We start from the raw sequence: 18,238 nt of genomic DNA, 5'->3' as shown, positions 1-18,238 counted from the left end.
TTCATGCTCATCTTGACGTTGGCGATGTCCACGCCCGTGCCGTCCGACTTCACGCGGACCTTCACGTTGTAGTCCACGACACGTTTGACGGGTACAAGGATTTTCATGAGAAAGCTCTTTCCTGGTTTTTGAAGTACGACCTACGCAAGAAGGAACAAGGCAAGCGGCTTGCCATGGGGCGCAGCACGTTGTCGCATCCTGTTTGCGTAAGCCCTGTGAAGATGGGCGGTCAGCGGGCCAGGCCTGCCAACCGCTCGTTGATCAGTGCATGGGCCTGGTCCATGATGCCGGAGATCAGCTGCTGGACCGTGGGCACGTCGTTGATCAGGCCGGCCACCATGCCACAGGACCAGACGCCTGCGTCCATGTCGCCGTCATGCATGATGCGCGGATAGACGCCGGCCACCTCGGGCGCGATGTCGGCAAAGGTGATGGCCGCGCCCAGCTCGCGCTCCTTTTGCAGCAGGCGCTCGGTGGCCGGGTTGGTCAGCACGCGCTCGGTGTTGCGCAGCGGGCGCATGACCAGGCGCGTGTCCAGCTCGCTGGCCGCGACGATGGCCTGCTTGACGTTGTCGTGCACGGGCGCTTCCTGCGTGGCGATGAAGCGCGTGCCCATGTTGATGCCCTCGGCGCCCAGCGCCAGCGCAGCCACCAGCGAGCGGCCGTCGGCCATGCCGCCCGAGGCGACGAAGGGAATCTTCAGTTCTTCGGCCGCGCGCGGCAGCAGGATGAAATTGGGGATGTCGTCCTCGCCCGGATGGCCGCCGCATTCGAAGCCGTCCACGCTGATGGCGTCGCAGCCGATGGCCTCGGCCTTGAGCGCATGGCGCACCGAGGTGCACTTGTGGATGACCTTGATGCCGGCTTCCTTGAGCGCGGGCAGCCATTTCTGCGGGTTGTTGCCCGCCGTCTCCACGACCTTGACGCCGCCTTCGATGATGGCCTTGACGTAGCCCGGGTAGTCGGGCGGGTTGACCGAGGGCAGGAAGGTCAGGTTGACGCCGAAGGGCTTGTCCGTCATCTCGCGGCAGCGCGCGATCTCGCGCGCCAGCAGCTCGGGCGTGCGCTGGGTCAGGCCCGTGATCAGCCCCAGGCCGCCCGCGTTGGAGACGGCGGCGGCCAACTCGGCCAGGCCCACATGGTGCATGCCGCCCTGGATGATGGGATGCTCGATGCCAAAGAGTTCGGTGATGCGTGTCTTCATGTCGATGTCACTCCACTGCAATGCCCTTGTCGCGGATCAGCTGGCCCCAGCGCGTGTAGTCCTGCTGGATGCGCTGGCCCAGCTGGGCGGGGTTCTGGTAGGCGGCGATGGCGCCTGCGTTGAGCAGCTTTTCCTGGATGTCCTTGTCGGCCAGGATCTGCTGCACTTCGCTGGCGATGCGATCGACCACGGCCTTGGGGCTACCCTTGGGCGCCAGCAGGCCGCCCCAGGAGACGGCGTCGTAGCCCTTGATGCCCTGCTCGGCAATGGTCTTGGTGTCGGGCAGCATGGCCACGCGCTGGGGCGATCCCACGGCGATGGCACGCAGCTTGCCGGCCTGGATGTGGGGCAGCGCGGCCACGAGGTCGGCATACATGATGGGCACCTGGCCGCCGATGGTGTCGGTGATGGCGGGCACGCCGCCCTTGTAGGGCACGTGCTGCATGTCGAAGCCGGCCATCTGCTTGAGCAGCTCCATGCTCAGGTGGCCGAAGCTGCCTGCGCCCGAGCTGGTGTAGTTGAGCGCGACCTTCTGCGCCTTGGCGTGGGCGATCAGGCTCTTGAGGTCGGTGACGTCGGGCAGCAGCGTGGGGTTGACCACGATGACGATGGGCAGGTCATAGACCGTGGCCACGGGCGTGAAGTCCTTGACGGTGTCGTAGCCGGCCTTCTTGTACAGGTGCGGCGCCAGCAGCGTGGGCGTGGCCAGCATCATCAGCGTGTAGCCGTCGGCCGGGCTCTTGGCGACCTGCACTGCCGCGATGGAGCCCGAGGCGCCAGGGCGGTTTTCCACCACCACGGTCTGCTTGAGACGCTCGCCCAGCTTCTGGCCCACGATGCGCGATGCCGTGTCGGTGGGGCCGCCCGCCGGGAAGGGAACGACCAGCCGCAGCATCTTGCTGGGCCAGCCGGTCTCGGCCAGGGCGCCGCCGGCCATGCCGGCCAGCAGCGGGGCTGCGGCCAGGGCCAGAACGCTGCGCCGCGTGGGGCGTGCCGGGGATGCGGGATTGCGCGTGTACATGAAGTCTCCTCTCAAAGCTGTCTCAGCAGTCGTCGGTGGCGGCCCGCTGCTGCGGGCCGGAAAAATCAATCAAGCTTCGCGCCGGCTTCTTCCACCAGCGCCTTCCAGATGGGCATGTCGCGCTGGTAGTTCTCGCGGAAGGCCTGCGGGCTGTTCATCAGCGGCATGAAGCCTGCGCCCACGGTGCGCTCCAGCACCTTGGGGTCCTTGGCGATTTCGCGAAGGTGGCCGTAGAGCTGGTCCACGATCTCCTTGGGCACGCCGGCCGGTGCGCCCATGGCCACCCAGCCGTAGATGGCGTAGGCGTCGTCGGTGACGCCCTGTTCATGGATGGTGGGCAGCTTGGGCAGGATTTCCATGCGCTCCTTGCCCGTGACGCCGATGGCCTTGAGCTTGCCCGAGTCGATGAAGGGCTTGGTGTTGAGCGCGCTGGAAAAGCACATCTGCAGCTGGCCGCCGATCAGCTCCTGGATCATGGGCGCCTCGCCCTTGTAGGCGGCGTGGGTCATGTCGGCGTCCATGGTCTTGCTCATGTAGGCACCGGCCAGGTGGGCATACGAGCCCACGCCCCAGGAGCCGTACGAGAGCTTGCCCTTGTTGGCCTTCACATAGGCCAGCAGCTCCTTCATGTTGTTGGCCGGCACCGAGGGATGGACCACCAGGGTGACGGGCGCCGCCGCGATCTGGGTGACCAGGGCGATGTCCTTTTGCGGGTTGTAGGGCAGCTTGGTGTAGAGGAACTGGTTGATCAGCATGGAGGTGCTGAGCGAGACCAGCAGGGTGTGGCCATCGGCGGGCGCCTTGACCACGGCGTCCGTGCCCAGGATGCCGGCCGCACCCGCGCGGTTGTCGATGACTACGGGCTGGCCCACGCGCTTGGCCAGGGCCTCGCCGATGGTGCGCGCAATGATGTCGGTGGCGCCGCCCGCGTTGAAGGGCACGACCACGCGGATGGGCTTGGTGGGCCACGCTGCCGGCTTGCCGGCCTGTGCGAGGGCGCTGGTGGCACCCGTGGCCAGCAGGCTGGTGCCGCCGATGGCGGCCAGCCCTTGAAGAATGTCGCGGCGTGTGACTTGGTTGCTCATGGTTTTGTCTCCTGGGTATTGCTGTCTATGGGTGCCGTCTTGGTGCGGCATGCAAACCTGGCGGGTCGGGAGCCGGGCATCAATGGCCCCCGTGGAATCAGTCGCGTGATCGGTCCTCTTATCCCTGTTGCGCAGGCGTCTCGGGCAGGGTCAGCACGCCCTTGGACTGCAGCTGCTGCAGCTGCTCGTCGCTCATGCTCAGCAGCCGGTGCAGCACCTCGCGCGTGCCCTCGCCCAGCGTGGGCGGTGCATGGCGGATGGGCAGGCGCTGGCCGTCCAGGCGGTAGGGCGGCGCGAACACGGGCGTGGTGCCGACCACGGGGTGGGGCATGTCCTGCAGCAGGCCGCCACGGCGCGTGCGCTCGCTGGTCAGGGCTTCGTGCAGACCGGCCACGCGGCCGCAGGGGATGCCGGCGGCCGTCAGGCGCTCCAGCAGCAGATCGCGCGGGAAGGAGCGGATCAGTTCCTTGAGCATGGGGCCCAGCTCCAGGCGGTTCTTGGCGCGGTTGACGTTGGTGGAGAAACGCTCGTCCTCGACGATGTCGGGGCGCATCACCACCTGGCGGCAGAACTTGTCGAACTGGGCGTTGTTGCCCACGGCGATGATCAGCGGGCCGTCAGCGGCCTCGTACATGCCGTAGGGAACGATGGAGGGGTGGGCATTGCCGTAGCGCTCGGGGTCATGGCCGAGCTGCATGGCGTCCAGGCCGTAGTAGCCGGTGATCATGATGCCGCTGTCGTACAGCGCCATCTCGATGAGGCGGCCCTTGCCCGTGCGCTCGCGGCGGAACAGCGCGGCCAGGATGGCCTGGGCCGCGTACATGCCGGTCATGAGATCGACCACGGCCACGCCGAACTTGAGCGGCGGCGTGCCGGCCTCGCCGTTGAGCGCCATGAGGCCAGCCTCGCCCTGGATGACCAGGTCGTAGCCGGGGCGCTTGGCCTCGGGCCCGCTGCTGTCATAGCCGGCCACGGCGCAGTAGATGATGCCGGGCTTGATGGCCTTGAGCTGTTCGTAGCCCAGGCCCAGCTTCTCGGCGCCGCCGGTCTTGAAGTTGTGGATGACCACGTCGAACTGGGGCAGCAGGTCGTGGACGATCTTCACGCCCTCGGGGGTCTGCAGGTCCAGCGTGATGGACCGCTTGTTGCGGTTCATGCTGTTGTAGTAGGTGGTCTCGGTCTTGCCGATGCGCAGGCCCCAGTCGCGCGTGTCGTCGCCGCGGCCCGGGTGCTCGACCTTGACCACTTCGGCGCCGAAGTCGGCCAGCACCATGCCGCACAGCGGCCCCGCGAACACGCGCGAGAGGTCGAGCACGCGCACACCCTCCAGCGGGAAGTCGATGTCCTGGTTCTGATCGTTGTGGCTGTCGGCCATGTGCGTTGTCTCCTTGGAAAGTCTTTTAGGTCTTGAGCGGTTTCAGCCGCGCAGCTTGGTGAAGTCGGCAGCGCGCTTTTCGAGGAAGGCGCCAATGCCTTCGCGCGATTCCTCGCTCTCCTGCGAGCGCACCATGTACTGCGCCTCCAGCTCCAGCTGCTCTTCCAGCGTGTTGCGCGGCGCCTGGCGGCACAGGTCCTTGATCAGGGCCATGGCCTGGTCGGGGCCGGTGGCCACCTGGGCGGCCAGCGCCACGGCGTCGGCCTGGGCCTGGCCCGGTTCGGACAGGCGGTTGACGGGGCCCAGGGCATGCAGGCGCTCGCCGCTGATGCGCTCGCCGGTCAGGCACAGCTCGGTCAGCACCTGGCGCGAGACGAACTCGGCCAGGAAGGCGGTGGCGCCGCCATCGGGCGTGAGGCCGACCTTGACGTAGGCGACCGAGAACACGGCGTTCTTCGCGGCCACCAGCATGTCGCAGGCCAGGGCCAGCGACAGGCCCGCGCCGGCCGCCGCGCCTTCGACCGCGGCGATCACGGGCTTGGGAAAGTCGCGCACGCTGCGGATCAGATCATGCAGGCCTTCGAGCTTGGCGCGTCGCTCCTGCACCGGCAGCTCGCGGCGCTTGGCCAGCTGGCGCAGGTCGCCGCCCGCGCAGAAGTGGCCGCCCTCGCCCGTGAGCACCACGGCGCCCACGGTGGGGTCGGTCGCCGCGCTCTTGAGCGCCGCCGAGACGGCCGCGTAGAACTCGGGCGACAGCGCATTGCGCGCGGCCACGTTGTTGTTGGACAGCACCAGCACGGCGCCTTCGCGGCGGGTCAGCAGGACTTGGTTCGCTTCGGTCATGGCGGCTTTCCTTGGCTCAGTGTTGCGAGCCGAGTGCGATGTAGCGGGAGAGGTGATGGTCCTCGTCGCCGAACTGGTGGTCGATCATGACCAGGCGCTTGGCGTAGTGGGCCAGGGGCAGCTCCCAGGTCATGCCGATACCGCCATGCATCTGGATGCTTTCCTCGGCCACCAGGGTGCCGATGCGGCCGATGCTGTACTTGGCGGCCGACAGGGCCTTCTCGCGCGCCACGCGGTCTTCGTCCGCAATGGCGGCGGCCGCGTTGATCACGGCCGAGCGCGCCTGCTCCACTTCCAGCAGCAGGTCGGCCATGCGGTGCTGCAGGGCCTGGAAGCTGCCGATGGGCACGCCGAACTGCTTGCGCGTGCGCAGGTACTCCAGCGTCTGGTCCTTGGCCACGTCCATGGCGCCCACGGCCTCGGCGGTCAGCGCCAGCACGGCGTAGCCGCTGATACGTTCCAGCAGGGACAGGCCCTGGCCTTCTTCGCCCAGCAGGGCGTCTGCGCCGACCTGCACCTTGTCCAGCACCAGCTCGGCAGCGCGGCCGCCTTCGATGCGGTTGTAGCCGCGCTTTTGGATGCCTGCGGCATTGCCGGGGACCAGGAACAGGCTGATGCCGGCCTCGTCGTACTGGCTGCCCGAGGTGCGGGCCGAGACCAGCAGCAGGTCGGCCTTCTCGCCGAAGGCGACCACGCCCTTGGCGCCGTTCAGCACCCAGCCGTCGCCGCTGCGCACGGCCGTGGTGGCGACGTTGTTGAGTTCGTAGTGGCTGCCGGGCTCGTCATGGGCCAGGGCCGCGATGGACGTGCCGCCGATGATGGCTGCCAGCTGTTCCTTTTGCGCATCGCTGCCGGCCGCGATCAGGGCCTGGCCCACGACCAGGGCGCCCAGCAGCGGCTCGGCCACCAGGCCGCGGCCCAGGCATTCGAAGACCACGCTGATGTCGAAGCCCTGGCCGCCGAAGCCGCCAGCGTCCTCGGGGAACAGCGCGCCGATGGCGCCGATGTCCGCGAACTGCCCGTACAGCAGCGGGCTGTGGCCTTCCTCGCCATAGGCGACGTGGTTGCGCGCCTCGATGGCGTACTGCTCGGAGACGAAGCGGTTGAGGCTGTCCGCCAGCATGCGGCGGTCTTCGGTGTGTTCGAAGTTCATGTTCCGTTTTCCTTGCTGCCGATCACAGGCCCAAGATCATCTTGGAGATGATGTTCTTCTGGATTTCGTTGGAGCCGCCGAAGATCGACAGCTTGCGGTAGTTGAAGTACGCGGCGGCGGCCGTGGCGGCAGCCGCGTCGCCGATGGCAGGCTGGTCGTAGCCGGCCTGCAGGGCCTCTTCGATGAAGGGCGCGGCGTAGGGGCCCATGGCGCGGCGCACCAGGGACAGGATTTCCTGGCGGATCTCGGTGCCGCGGATCTTGAGCATGGAGCTTTCGGCGCCCGGCACGCCGCCGCCGGCCACGGCGGCGATCACGCGCAGGTTGGTGGTCTTCATGTTCTCCAGGTCGATCTCGACCTTGGCCAGGCGGGCCGCAAACAGCGGGTCCTGGGTCAGCGGCTTGCCATTGCGCAGCATGCGGCCGGCGACGGCCTTGAGCTTTTCCAGGCCGGCCACCGAGAAGCCCACGCCCGCGATGTTGGTGCGCTCGTAGGTCAGCAGGTACTTGGCGTAGGTCCAGCCCTTGTTCTCCTCGCCGACCAGGTTCTCCACGGGCACCCTGACGTCGGTGAAGAAGACTTCGTTGACCTCGTGCTCGCCGTCCAGCGTGATGATGGGGCGCACTTCCACGCCGGGCGAGTTCATGTCCACCAGCAGGAAGCTGATGCCCTGCTGCGCCTTGGCTTCGCGGTTGGTGCGCACCAGGCAGAAGATCATGTTGGCGTGCTGGCCCAGCGTGGTCCAGGTCTTCTGGCCGTTGACGATGTAGTGATCGCCATCGCGCACGGCAGACGTCTTGACCGAGGCCAGGTCCGAGCCCGAACCCGGCTCCGAATAGCCCTGGCACCACCAGTCGGCGCCATTGAGGATGCGCGGCAGCCAGTGGGCCTTTTGCGCCTCGTTGCCGTACTTGATCAGGACGGGGCCCAGCATGCTCAGCCCGAAGGGCACGATGCGCGGCGTGCCCGCCAGTGCGCATTCATGCTCGAAGATGAATTTCTGCACCGCGCTCCAGCCCGGGCCGCCGTGCTGCTCGGGCCAGTGGTTGGCCAGCCAGCCGCGCTCGTTGAGGATGGCGTGCCAGCGCTCCATGTCCTGCTTGCTCAGCTGCAGGCCGTTCTTGACCTTGTGCGACAGGTCCTCGGGCAGCTTGTCCTTGAGGAAGCTGCGAACCTCGTCGCGGAAGGCCAGTTCTTCAGTCGTAAATTGCAAATCCATTGCTATTCCCCAGTAATCCGTGGCGTTGTAAGCCGTTTGCAGCCCTGAAATAGGCGTGCCCTAAGCGAGGGACGCCGAGCAAGGGCCGCCCCGCAGCAAGGGCGTCGTTCCCCTCCCGCGAAGCGAGAGAGGGGGAAGCGGCGCCAGCCGCTCAGGGGGTGCTTATTCAATAAATTTCGAACAGGCCTGCGGCGCCCATGCCACCTGCGATGCACATGGTGACCACGCCCCACTTGGCCTTGCGGCGCCGGCCTTCCAGCAGGATGTGGCCCGCCAGGCGCGCACCCGTCATGCCGAAGGGGTGGCCTATGGAGATGGCGCCGCCGTTGACGTTCAGGCGCTCGTTGGGAATGCCCAGCTTGCGCTGGCAGTACAGGGCCTGGGAGGCGAAGGCCTCGTTGAGTTCCCACAGGTCGATGTCCTCGACCTTGAGGCCGTGGCGCGCCAGCAGCTTGGGGACCGCGAAGACGGGGCCGATGCCCATTTCGTCAGGCTCGCAGCCGGCCACGGCAAAGCCGCGGAAGGCGCCCAGCGGGGACAGGCCCAGGCGCTCGGCCTGCTTGGCCTCCATCAGCACGCATGCCGACGATCCATCGGACAGCTGCGAGGCATTGCCGGCCGTGATGAACTGGTCCGGGCCCTTGACGGGTTCCAGCTTGGCCAGGCCTTCCAACGTGGTGGAGGCGCGGTTGCAGTTGTCCTTGGTGGCGACCACGTCGCGGTAGGTGATCTCGCCCGTGTCCTTGTTCTTCTCGGCCATGCGCGTGGCGCAGGCAATGATTTCGTCCTTGAACAGGTCGGCGGCCTGGGCGGCGGCCGTGCGCTGCTGGCTTTGCAGCGAGAAGGCGTCCTGGTCCTCGCGGCTGATGCCGTAGCGGCGCGCCACGATGTCGGCCGTGTCGATCATGGCCATGTACAGCGCGGGCTTGTGCTCGACCAGCCAGGGGTCCATGTCGGTGGGCAGGTTGTTGCCGGGGCGGATGCCCGAGATGGTCTCGATGCCGCCGGCCAGCATGGCGTCCACGCCCTCGGCCACGATGCGGCCCGCCGCGATGGCGATGGACTGCAGGCCCGAGGCGCAAAAGCGCGTGATGGTCGTGCCCGCGATGGACAGGGGCAGCTCGGCGCGCAGCACGGTCTGGCGGCCCAGGTTGCGGCCCTGGAAGCCGTCGGGGTTGCCGCAGCCCAGGATCAGGTCCTCGATCATGGCCGGGTCGATGCCCGAGCGCTCGACCGCGGCCTTGACCGAGAAGGCCGCCAGCTGGGCGGCGGGCGTGACGTTGAACTCGCCGCGGTGCGACTTGGTCAGGGGCGTGCGGGCAGTGGAAACGATGACGGCTTCGCGCATGGTCGGTCCTTGCTTGTCTCTGGAAAATTGTTGTGGTTGTGCACGGCCCTGCCCGCTCTGCGTTGGACGGAGCGGGTCAAGGGCATGGCGGGGAAACGCGGGGGCGGCTTACACCGCCTTGTTCAGGCTTTCGAAATCACGGCCTTCTGCCACGAGCTTTTCGAGCAGGGGAGCAGGCTTCCAGAACAGCGCGTCTTCCTTGGCGAATTCGCGGATGTCGGCCAGCACCTTGTCCAAACCTTGCATGTCGGCCCACTTCATGGGGCCGCCACGAAAGCGCGGGAAGCCGTAGCCGGACAGGAAGGTCACGTCCACGTCCAGCGGGCGCAGGGCAATGCCCTCCTCCACCACCTTGGCGCCTTCGTTGACCATGGCGGCCATGTAGCGGCGCATGATTTCCTCAGGGGTGAACTTGCGCGGCGTCACGCCCTTCTTGGCGCGCTCGGCATCGACGATGGCCAGCACTTCGGGGTCGGGCTGGCCGACGCGCGCGCCCTGCGGGTAGAGGTAGAAACCACGGCCCGTCTTCTGGCCGAACCAGCCGCGCTCGCAGACGCGGTCGGCCACTTCGACGTAGCGGGCCTTGGGATCGCGCGTGGCCGCGCGCCGCTTGCGCGTGGCCCAGCCGATGTCGCCGCCGGCCAGGTCGGTGACCTGGAACGGGCCCATCGGGTAGCCGAAGCTGCGCACGGCCTCGTCGATCTCGTAGGGGCTGGCGCCGTCTTCCATGATGTAGTCGGCAGCCTGCTTGTAGACGGCCAGGATGCGGTTGCCGATGAAGCCGTCGCAGACGCCGGCGCGCACAGGCACCTTCTTCATGCGCTTGGCCAGCTCGAAGGCCGTGGTCACCACATCGGGCGCCACCTTGGCGGGCACCACAATCTCCAGCAGCTTCATGATGTTGGCGGGGCTGAAGAAGTGCAGGCCGATCACGTCCTGCGGGCGCGAGGTGGCGGCGGCAATGGCGTCGATGTCCAGGTAGGAGGTGTTGGTGGCCAGCACGGCGCCGGGCTTGCAGACGCGGTCCAGTTCCTTGAACACGGCCTTCTTGACTTCGAGGTCCTCGAACACGGCCTCGATCACCAGGTCCACATCCTTGATGTCGTCATAGGAGGTGCTGGGCGTGTAGCGCGCCATGACGGCGGCCTTGGCCTCCTCGGTCATGCGGCCCTTGGCGATCAGGCCGTTGTAGACCTTCTCCACATTGGCCTGGCCGCGCGCGATGGACTCGGCGTCGCGCTCGATCATGGTCACCGTGAGGCCCGCGTCCAGCGCGGACACCGTGATGCCGGCGCCCATGGTGCCGCCGCCGATGACGGCGATCTTGGCAAAGTGGCGCGGCGCGGCGGCCTTGGCTTCGGGAATCTTGGCGGTTTCGCGCTCGGCGAAGAAGGCGTGGATCAGGCCGGCGCGCTGCGGGCTGTTCAGACATTCCACGAACAGGGCACGCTCCTTGGCGATGCCTTCGTCGAAGGGCAGCTCCACGGCGGCGCGCACGCATTCCACGATCTTCAGCGGCGAGAACAGGCCGCGGCTCTTCTTGGCGGTCTCGGCGGCCAGCGCGTCGAGTTCGGCCAGGGCGGCGGCCTTGTCGGCAATCTCGATGTCACGCGTGCGGCGCGGCGCGGTATTGGATGCCAGCAGCTCGTTGGCGTAGACCAGGCCTGCGGCCGTGGCGTCGGTGCCGTCCACCAGCTTGTCCACCAGGCCGGCGGCCAGCGCGGCCTTGGCCGACAGGTGCTTGCCGCTGAGCATGAGGTCGGCGGCCGCCTTCACGCCCATCAGGCGCGGTGCGCGCTGCGTGCCGCCAGCGCCGGGCAGCAGGCCCAGGTTGACTTCGGGCAGGCCGAGCTTGGCAGCCGGCAAAGCCAGGCGGTAGTGGGCCGACATGGCCACTTCCAGGCCGCCGCCCAGGGCCGGGCCATGGATGGCGGCGACCACGATCTTGTCGGAGGCTTCGAGACGATTGAGCACCTCGGGCAGCGAGGGCGGCATGGCGGGCTTGCCGAATTCGCGGATGTCTGCTCCGGCGATGAAGGCCTTGCCCTCACCCACGATGAGCACGGCCTTCACGGCGGCATCCGATTCGGCCTGCTCCACGGCAGCCAGCAGGCCGGCGCGCACGGCCTGGCCCAGGGCATTCACGGGGGGATTGTTGATGCTGACCACCAGCACGGCACCATCAAGGCGGGTCTGGACCACGGAAGCCTGGGCTTGTTCGCTCATCTGTATGTCTCCGAACTTGGGTTTTCCACTCAAAACATCCATTCTTGCCACGACAATGGTTCTTTACAATCCCATGAATCATTGACAGACTGTAAAAACGTATTTGACAACCCCCTGAGCGGCTTACGCCGCTTCCCCCTCTCTACCCGCTTCGCGGGGGAGGGGGACGACACCCTCGGTGCGGGACGGCCCTTCCTCGGTGTCCCTCGCTTTGAGTTGCGCCAGTTTTATGCCCTCTGCTCTTGCGCTCGATCTCGCTGTTTTGCTTGGTGAACTGAATGGATCTGAACTCGCTGACCCTGCTGGTGGAAATCATCGATAGCGGCAATCTGAGCCAGGCGGCGCGCAAGCTGAAGATGACGCGGGCCAATGTGAGCTATCACCTGACGCAGCTGGAAAAATCGGTGGGGGTGCAGCTGGTGCGGCGCACCACGCGGCGCGTGGAGCCGACCGAGGTGGGGATGCGGATGTACGAGCATGGCCGCGCGATCCAGAACGAGATGATGTCGGCGCGCGAGACGATCACGTCGCTGGGCCAGGGGATGGCAGGCCGCGTGGGGCTGAGCGTGCCCAGCGGCTATGGGCAGATCGTGATGAGCGACTGGCTGATCGAGTTCAAGCGGCTGTATCCGGGCATCGTGCTGGATGTGCTGTTCGAGAACCGCGCCGACCATTTGCGCGACGAGGTGGACATCGCCATCCGCGTGATCCAGGAGCCGCCGCTGTCGGTGATTGCGCGCAGCCTGGGCAATGTGCACTACGTGGCCTGCGCCTCACGCGAGTATGCGCAGCAGCACGGCCTGCCCACCACGCTGTACGAGCTGCGCAACAGCCCCCTGATCACGGCCGGCGTGATGGGCCGCCAGCTGCGCCTGTCGGCCTACCAGGGGACGGACCGCCAGGAGGTGCTGCTGGCGCCGACCATGATCTCCGAGCACTTCCCCTTCCTGCGCCAGGGCATTCTGGCGGGCCTGGGCGTGGGCCTGGTGCCCGACTACGTGGTGCAGGACAAGGTGGCCAGCGGCGAGGTGGTGCTGACCCTGCAGGAGTACCGGCTCAGCATCTTCGGCACCCACATGTACCTGCTGTACCTGCCCGACCGTCATCAGACGCGGGCCGTGCGCACCTGCATCGACTTCCTGCTGGCCAAGGCCGGCCAGGGCGGCAGCGGCGACGCCGCCGCCAGCTGACTCAGCGGCGGTACCAGCCGCCCGGGCGCTGGTACCAGCCACGCGGGCCATGGTCCCAGCCGTGCGGGCGCCAGCCATAGCCGGGGTGCGGCGGCGCGGCCCAGTAACCGGGGCGCCAGGCATAGCGGCCGCCACCCCAGCCCCAGGAGCCGCCGATCCAGACATGAACCGGCGAGGGAGCGACCGGAATGACCTCGGTCTGCAGCGGCGGCGGCGCCATGGGCGCGTAGACCACCTCGCCCGAAGGACCTACGGGATAGGCTGGCGCCACCACGCAGCCGGTCAATGCCACGGTGGCGGCAGCCAGGACCAGGGCCGGAGCCAGGCGACGACCCGGCGTTTGAATCGATACAGACTTCACGATGCACTCCTGGCCGCACTTTGGGCGGCCATGCAGATACAACGAAAAAGCCCCTGCCGGTTGTTGACAGGGGCTTGTGAAGCCTGAGTAAAGATCCGCCGCCAAAGGTAGCGGCGGGATCGGTCGCTCAGAGGTTCTGCGCGTTCTGCAGCGCGGCAATGCGCTCTTCGATCGGCGGGTGGGTCGAGAACAGCTTGCCGATGCCGCCGGCAATGCCCATGGCGGCCACGCTCTTGGGCAGCTCGCCGGGGTGCATGCCGCCCAGGCGGGCCAGGGCATTCATCATGGGCTGCTTGCGGCCCATGAGCTGGGCGGCGCCCGCGTCGGCGCGGAATTCGCGCTGGCGCGAGAACCAGGCCACGATGATGGCGGCCAGGAAGCCCAGCACGATGTCCAGCACGATGGTGGTCACGTAGTAGCCGATGCCGGGGCCCGAGCTGCTTTCGTCGTTCTTGCGCAGGAAGCTGTCCACGGCATAGCCGATGACGCGCGACAGGAAGACCACGAAGGTGTTCATCACGCCCTGGATCAGGGTCATGGTCACCATGTCGCCATTGGCGATGTGGGCGACCTCGTGGCCGATCACGGCCTCCACCTCTTCGCGCGTCATGCCTTCCAGCAGGCCCGTGGACACGGCCACCAGGGCCGAGTTCTTGAAGGCGCCGGTGGCGAAGGCATTGGGCTCGCCCTCGTAGATGCCGACTTCGGGCATGCCGATGCCGGCACGGTCGGCGAAGCCGCGCACGGTGTTGACGATCCAGGCCTCATCGGCGTTGCGCGGCTCGTTGATCACGTGCACGCCCGAGCTCCACTTGGCCAGGGGCTTGGAGATCAGCAGCGAGATGATGGCGCCGCCAAAGCCCATGATGAAGGCGAAGCCCAGCAGGGCCCCGAGGTTCAGGCCATTGGAAGTCAGGAAGCGGTTGACGCCCAGCAGGCTGGCGACGATGCCCAGCACCACCACGACGGCGACGTTGGTCAAAAGAAAAAGTGCGATGCGTTTCATCAGTGGGTTCTCCACAAAGTGGGGAAAGGGGGAAGGATCTGGGCCCTGCAGCGTTGAAAAGTGAGGGCCCCACCGGCTGTTTTCAAGCCGGGTCCTGCGCCGTTGTCATTCCTTGTTGTGATGCTTGTGCGGAACGGGGCGCCCGGAACACGAGAGAGTCATCATAGAAGGAAAAGTTCTCGTTCTCGTGGCACCAGCCGGGCACGCCCAGCACGGGCAAGGGTGCAAAAGGCTTGCACGCCAGCGTGTCGGCCTCCAGCCAGATGCTGCCGGCCAGCCAGGCGTCGATGTCCGCCGTGGCGGGGCCTGCCGTGGCGCCTGCACCATCCGTGTGCACGCACAGCACATGGGCCGTGATGGGCTTGCGCGGCTGCACCAGCTTTTCCAGCAGCGCATGGCCTATGGGCAGCAGCCTGGCCTGGCGCCACAGCGCGCGCTGCTCAACGAAGAGCTGCTGCCAGCGCCGGTGCCTCAGCGCCTCGCACAGCGCGGCCGGCGCCAGCAGCAGGGCACCGTTCTCGTCCAGCACGGTGACGGCATCGCGCAGCGGCCCGCGCTGCGCGCCCACGCCCGCCTGGGCAATGGCGCGGGCCTGCAGGGCATTGCAGCGCTGCTTGAGCGCGGGCCAGCGCAGCCAGATCAGGCCGTTGAAGAAGTCATGCAGGTTGTCGCGCGTGGGGATGCAGCGCGTCTCGAAGATGAATTGCTCGTAGGCCTTGCCTTCGGGCAGATCGTGCTGAGGCACAAAGCGCCAGGGCAGCGCCTGTGCGTCGGCCAGTGACTGCAAGGCCTGCCAGACCGGCCGGCCCTGCGCCAACTGCAGGCAGGCTGCCCTGCCCTGCGTTTGCAGCCCCTGCAGCCAGGGCGCATTCCAGTCGATGGGAAACGTCAATTGCCGGACGGTCTGGACTGGGCCTTGGCCAGGCGCTTGTCGCGCACGGCCACGCGCGAGGTGCCTTCGTCGCGCATCTCGAAGGCCTGCGTGGCCGCCAGCAGCTTGGTGAGCGTGGCATAGCCGTAGTTGCGCGCATCGAACGAGGCCTTGTTGCCGATCTGCGCGCCCACGGCGCCCACATGGGCCCAGCCGCTTTCATCCTGCGTGGCGTTGACGGCGCTGCGCAGCATGGCCAGCAGCCGCTTGTCCTGGCGCAGTTCTTGGCTGGGAACGCGCAAACAGGGACGCTGGGGCTGGGCTTGGGGTTCTGCCGAGGGTTCGTTCTCGGCCTGGGCCGGCGCACGCTCCTTTCCAGCGCCGTTCGGCGGCTGGGGAGCGGTAGCCACTGCGGCTGCAGCCACGGGCGGCACCGCCGCCTGGCCCGCCTCATGCGCGGCGTCCTGGCCATTGCCGTTGGCGGGCGCCGCCTCGCCCAGCGCCTCCAGGTACAGGAAGCGCGAGCAGGCATTGACGAAGGGCTGGGGCGTCTGCGCCATGCCGAAGCCGTAGACGGCCGCGCCCTTGGAGCGCAGGTGCATGACCAGCGGGGTGAAGTCGGCGTCGGAGGAGACGATGCCGAAGGCGTCGGGCCGCTCGGTGTAGAGCAGCTCCATGGCATCCACGGTCATCGCCATGTCGGTGGCGTTCTTGTGCTTGGAGTAGTCGAACTGCTGCATGGGCCGCAGTGCGAAATCGAGCAGCTTGCGCTGCCAGCCGCTGAGCGAATGCTTGGTCCAGTTGCCGTAGGCGCGGCGGATGTCGATGACGCCGAAGGTCGACAGCTCGGTCAGGATCTCGTCGATCATCTCGGCCGGCGCGTTGTCGGCGTCGATCAGCAGGGCGATGCGCGGTTGCGGCTCAGGCATGGCAATCCTCTGGCGGGTGGCAGTCCCGCCAGCTTAAACCAGCTTCCAGGGCAGAGCTTCGCCCGAGCGCAGCGGCTTCAGTTGCGCCTCGCCGAAGGCGAAGCTGTCCGGCGGCGTCCAGCTTTCGCGCACCAGGGTGATCTTGCCGGTGTTGCGCGGCAGGCTGTAGAAGTCCGGGCCGTTGAAGCTGGCGAAGGCTTCGAGCTTGTCCAGCGCGCCGGCATTGTCGAAGGCCTCGGCATACATCTCGATGGCGGCATGGGCGCTGTAACAGCCCGCGCAGCCTGTGGCGTGTTCCTTGAGATGGGCCGCGTGCGGCGCGCTGTCCGTGCCCAGGAAGAACTTGGGCAGGCCGCTGGTGGCCGCCTCCACCAGGGCCAGGCGGTGCGTCTCGCGCTTGAGCACGGGCAGGCAGTAGTAGTGGGGACGGATGCCGCCCGTGAAGATGGCATTGCGGTTGAACAGCAGATGCTGGGGCGTGATGGTGGCGCCCACGAAGCGGTCGGCCTCGGTCACATACTGGGCGGCTTCGCGCGTGGTGATGTGTTCGAAGACGATCTTGAGTTCGGGGAAGTCGCGGCGCAGCGGGATCAGGTGCTGGTCGATGAAGGCGGCTTCGCGGTCGAACAGGTCGATGTCGCTGCTGGTGACTTCGCCGTGCACCAGCAGCAGCAGGCCTTCGCGCTGCATGGCTTGCAGCGTGGGGTAGATCTTGCGCAGGTCAGTGACGCCGTGGTCGCTGTTGGTGGTGGCGCCTGCCGGGTAGAGCTTGCAGGCCACGACGCCGGCCGCCTTGGCGCGCACGATTTCCTCGGGCGGCAGGTTGTCGGTGAGGTACAGCGTCATCAGCGGCTCGAAGGCCATGCCCTCGGGCACGGCCGAGAGGATGCGCTGCTTGTACTCCAGCGCCTGCTCGGCGGTGGTCACCGGCGGCTTGAGGTTGGGCATGATGATGGCGCGCGCAAACTGCGCGGCCGTATGCGGCACCACGCTGCGCATGGCTTCGCCATCGCGCACGTGCAGGTGCCAGTCATCGGGACGGGTGATCGTGAGGGTGTTGGTGGAGGCGGTCATTCCGCCATTTTCCCATCGCCGCGAAACCGCGCGCCAATTGCGGGCACGCCACCCTCGGGACTGGCACGTGGCTAACGCGGTCGCAGGTGCTGCGGCCCCAGCTGCTGCAGGTTTTGCACGCCGATCAGGGCCATGTTGCGCCGCATCTCGGCCGCCAGGATGGCGATGGCGTGCAGCACGCCGTCCTCGCCGCCCACGGCGCCCGCATAGTTGAAGGGCCGGCCCACGAAGACGAAGTGTGCGCCCAGGGCCAGCGCCACCAGCACGTCGTTGCCCCTGCGAAAGCCGCTGTCGATCATCACCGGGTAGTCCGGCCCCAGCGCCTCCACCACCAGGGGCAGCATGTGCAGTGGCGAGATCGCGCCATCGAGCTGGCGGCCGCCGTGGTTGGACAGGATGATGGCGTCGGCCCCGGCATCGCGCGCGGCCAGCGCGTCCTGCGGGCTGAGGATGCCCTTGACGACGAGGCGGCCCTTCCAGCGCCGGCGTATCAGGGCCAGGTGTTCCCAGCTCAGGTGGTCGCGTGCGCCGAAGTCGCGCGTGACGGTGGACGAGAGAATGGGCGCGCCGCGCGTGGCCTGCGAGTTCTCGAAGTGCGGCATGCCGTGCCGCACCAGGGTGCGCAGCGCCGTGCCCAGCAGCCAGCGCGGATGGGTGATTCCCTCCCACGCCAGGCGCAGGCCGGGCCGCAGCGGAGTCGAGAAGCCCGCGCGGATGTTGTTCTCGCGGTTGCCCGACACGGGAGTGTCCACGGTGACGACCAGGGTGGCGAAGCCTGCGGCCTCCACGCGCCCCAGCAACTGCACGATGCGTTCGGTCTCGCCGGGCACATAGGCCTGGAACCAGGCCTGGGGATTGGCCTGGACCACCTCCTCCATGCGGATCAGCGAGGTGCCGCTCAGGATGGCCGGGATGCGGGCGGCCGCCGCCGCGCGCGTCTGCACCAGGTCGCCCCGGTAGGCCGACAGCGCGCTGATGCCCATGGGCGCGATGCCGAAGGGCGCAGCCCAGGTCTGGCCCAGCAGCGGCGTGGCCAGCGTGCGCCGCGAAGTGTCGGTGAGCACGCGCGTCACCCAGCGGTGGGCATCGAAGGCCTCGCGGTTGGCGCGCAGGGATTTGTCGGTCTCGCAGCCGCCGCTGACGTAGGCGAAGATCGGCGCAGGCAGGTGGTGGCGCGCCGCCCACTCGAAATCATCGAGCGACAGGATGCGCCTGAGCCTGCGCGGCGTGGCGGAGCCCTGGCCCGCACCCAAGAGTGCGGGCAGGTGTGCGGGCAGGGGTGCGGAGGAACTGGGGGTGTCGAGCCGGTCGACCTCGATTGGGGCTGCCATGG

General features: G+C 67.6%; 16 protein-coding genes and 1 pseudogene. 1 reads left to right on the top strand and 16 read right to left on the bottom strand.

The window, feature by feature from the left end:
- The 10 genes and pseudogenes from BW39_RS30840 to BW39_RS04020 form a co-directional block, all read right to left on the bottom strand.
- A pseudogene (locus BW39_RS30840) lies at positions 1-107 on the bottom strand (electron transfer flavoprotein subunit beta/FixA family protein); the annotation flags it as partial.
- A gap of 122 nt (positions 108-229) precedes the next feature.
- On the bottom strand, positions 230-1,204 hold the full coding sequence (locus BW39_RS04060; protein ID WP_012203331.1) for an NAD(P)H-dependent flavin oxidoreductase: 975 nt from the start codon (positions 1,202-1,204) through the stop codon (positions 230-232).
- A gap of 7 nt (positions 1,205-1,211) precedes the next feature.
- Positions 1,212-2,225 (bottom strand): Bug family tripartite tricarboxylate transporter substrate binding protein, encoded by a 1,014-nt coding sequence (locus tag BW39_RS04055; protein WP_043819980.1) that lies wholly within the window; start codon positions 2,223-2,225, stop codon positions 1,212-1,214.
- 65 nt (positions 2,226-2,290) lie between these two features.
- On the bottom strand, positions 2,291-3,310 hold the full coding sequence (locus BW39_RS04050) for a Bug family tripartite tricarboxylate transporter substrate binding protein (RefSeq protein WP_013804145.1): 1,020 nt from the start codon (positions 3,308-3,310) through the stop codon (positions 2,291-2,293).
- Between the two features lie 118 nt (positions 3,311-3,428).
- Positions 3,429-4,685, bottom strand: a complete 1,257-nt coding sequence (locus BW39_RS04045; RefSeq protein WP_034390422.1) for a CaiB/BaiF CoA transferase family protein — start codon at positions 4,683-4,685, stop codon at positions 3,429-3,431.
- A gap of 42 nt (positions 4,686-4,727) precedes the next feature.
- Positions 4,728-5,528, bottom strand: coding sequence for an oxepin-CoA hydrolase, alternative type (locus BW39_RS04040; RefSeq protein ID WP_013804147.1), 801 nt, complete (start codon positions 5,526-5,528; stop codon positions 4,728-4,730).
- Between the two features lie 16 nt (positions 5,529-5,544).
- Positions 5,545-6,681 carry an acyl-CoA dehydrogenase family protein gene (locus tag BW39_RS04035; RefSeq protein ID WP_012203326.1) on the bottom strand — a complete coding sequence of 379 codons (1,137 nt, stop codon included), beginning with the start codon at positions 6,679-6,681 and terminating at the stop codon, positions 5,545-5,547.
- Between the two features lie 22 nt (positions 6,682-6,703).
- A complete protein-coding gene (locus BW39_RS04030; protein WP_043819977.1) occupies positions 6,704-7,900 on the bottom strand; it encodes an acyl-CoA dehydrogenase family protein in 1,197 nt (398 codons plus the stop codon).
- Between the two features lie 166 nt (positions 7,901-8,066).
- Complete coding sequence (locus tag BW39_RS04025; protein ID WP_043819975.1) at positions 8,067-9,248, bottom strand: acetyl-CoA C-acyltransferase; 1,182 nt, start codon at positions 9,246-9,248, stop codon at positions 8,067-8,069.
- Between the two features lie 108 nt (positions 9,249-9,356).
- Positions 9,357-11,474 carry a 3-hydroxyacyl-CoA dehydrogenase NAD-binding domain-containing protein gene (locus BW39_RS04020; RefSeq protein ID WP_043819972.1) on the bottom strand — a complete coding sequence of 706 codons (2,118 nt, stop codon included), beginning with the start codon at positions 11,472-11,474 and terminating at the stop codon, positions 9,357-9,359.
- A 278-nt stretch (positions 11,475-11,752) separates the two neighbouring features.
- Here BW39_RS04020 and BW39_RS04015 point away from each other — a divergent pair, with 278 nt between their 5' ends.
- Positions 11,753-12,664: a LysR family transcriptional regulator gene (locus tag BW39_RS04015; protein ID WP_013804152.1), complete on the top strand. Its 912-nt coding sequence runs from the start codon at positions 11,753-11,755 to the stop codon at positions 12,662-12,664.
- 1 nt (position 12,665) lies between these two features.
- Here the strand turns inward: BW39_RS04015 and BW39_RS04010 are convergent, their stop codons facing one another.
- The 6 genes from BW39_RS04010 to BW39_RS03985 form a co-directional block, all read right to left on the bottom strand.
- Positions 12,666-13,025 (bottom strand): YXWGXW repeat-containing protein, encoded by a 360-nt coding sequence (locus tag BW39_RS04010; protein ID WP_013804153.1) that lies wholly within the window; start codon positions 13,023-13,025, stop codon positions 12,666-12,668.
- A 127-nt stretch (positions 13,026-13,152) separates the two neighbouring features.
- Positions 13,153-14,031, bottom strand: a complete 879-nt coding sequence (gene htpX / locus BW39_RS04005) for a protease HtpX (RefSeq protein ID WP_013804154.1) — start codon at positions 14,029-14,031, stop codon at positions 13,153-13,155.
- Between the two features lie 82 nt (positions 14,032-14,113).
- Positions 14,114-14,923: a DUF3025 domain-containing protein gene (locus BW39_RS04000; RefSeq protein WP_043819971.1), complete on the bottom strand. Its 810-nt coding sequence runs from the start codon at positions 14,921-14,923 to the stop codon at positions 14,114-14,116.
- Positions 14,920-15,831 (bottom strand): NYN domain-containing protein, encoded by a 912-nt coding sequence (locus BW39_RS03995; RefSeq protein ID WP_012203316.1) that lies wholly within the window; start codon positions 15,829-15,831, stop codon positions 14,920-14,922. The genes BW39_RS04000 and BW39_RS03995 overlap by 4 nt, the downstream gene beginning before the upstream one ends.
- Before the next feature lie 33 nt (positions 15,832-15,864).
- A complete protein-coding gene (gene pyrC, locus BW39_RS03990) occupies positions 15,865-16,905 on the bottom strand; it encodes a dihydroorotase (protein WP_043819970.1) in 1,041 nt (346 codons plus the stop codon).
- A 71-nt stretch (positions 16,906-16,976) separates the two neighbouring features.
- A complete protein-coding gene (locus BW39_RS03985; protein WP_043819967.1) occupies positions 16,977-18,236 on the bottom strand; it encodes an alpha-hydroxy acid oxidase in 1,260 nt (419 codons plus the stop codon).
- Positions 18,237-18,238: the final 2 nt, after the last annotated feature.

The organism is Delftia sp. RIT313 (assembly GCF_000632165.1).
GTDB lineage: Bacteria > Pseudomonadota > Gammaproteobacteria > Burkholderiales > Burkholderiaceae_C > Comamonas > Comamonas acidovorans.
This window is presented reverse-complemented; position numbering and strand designations above follow the sequence as displayed.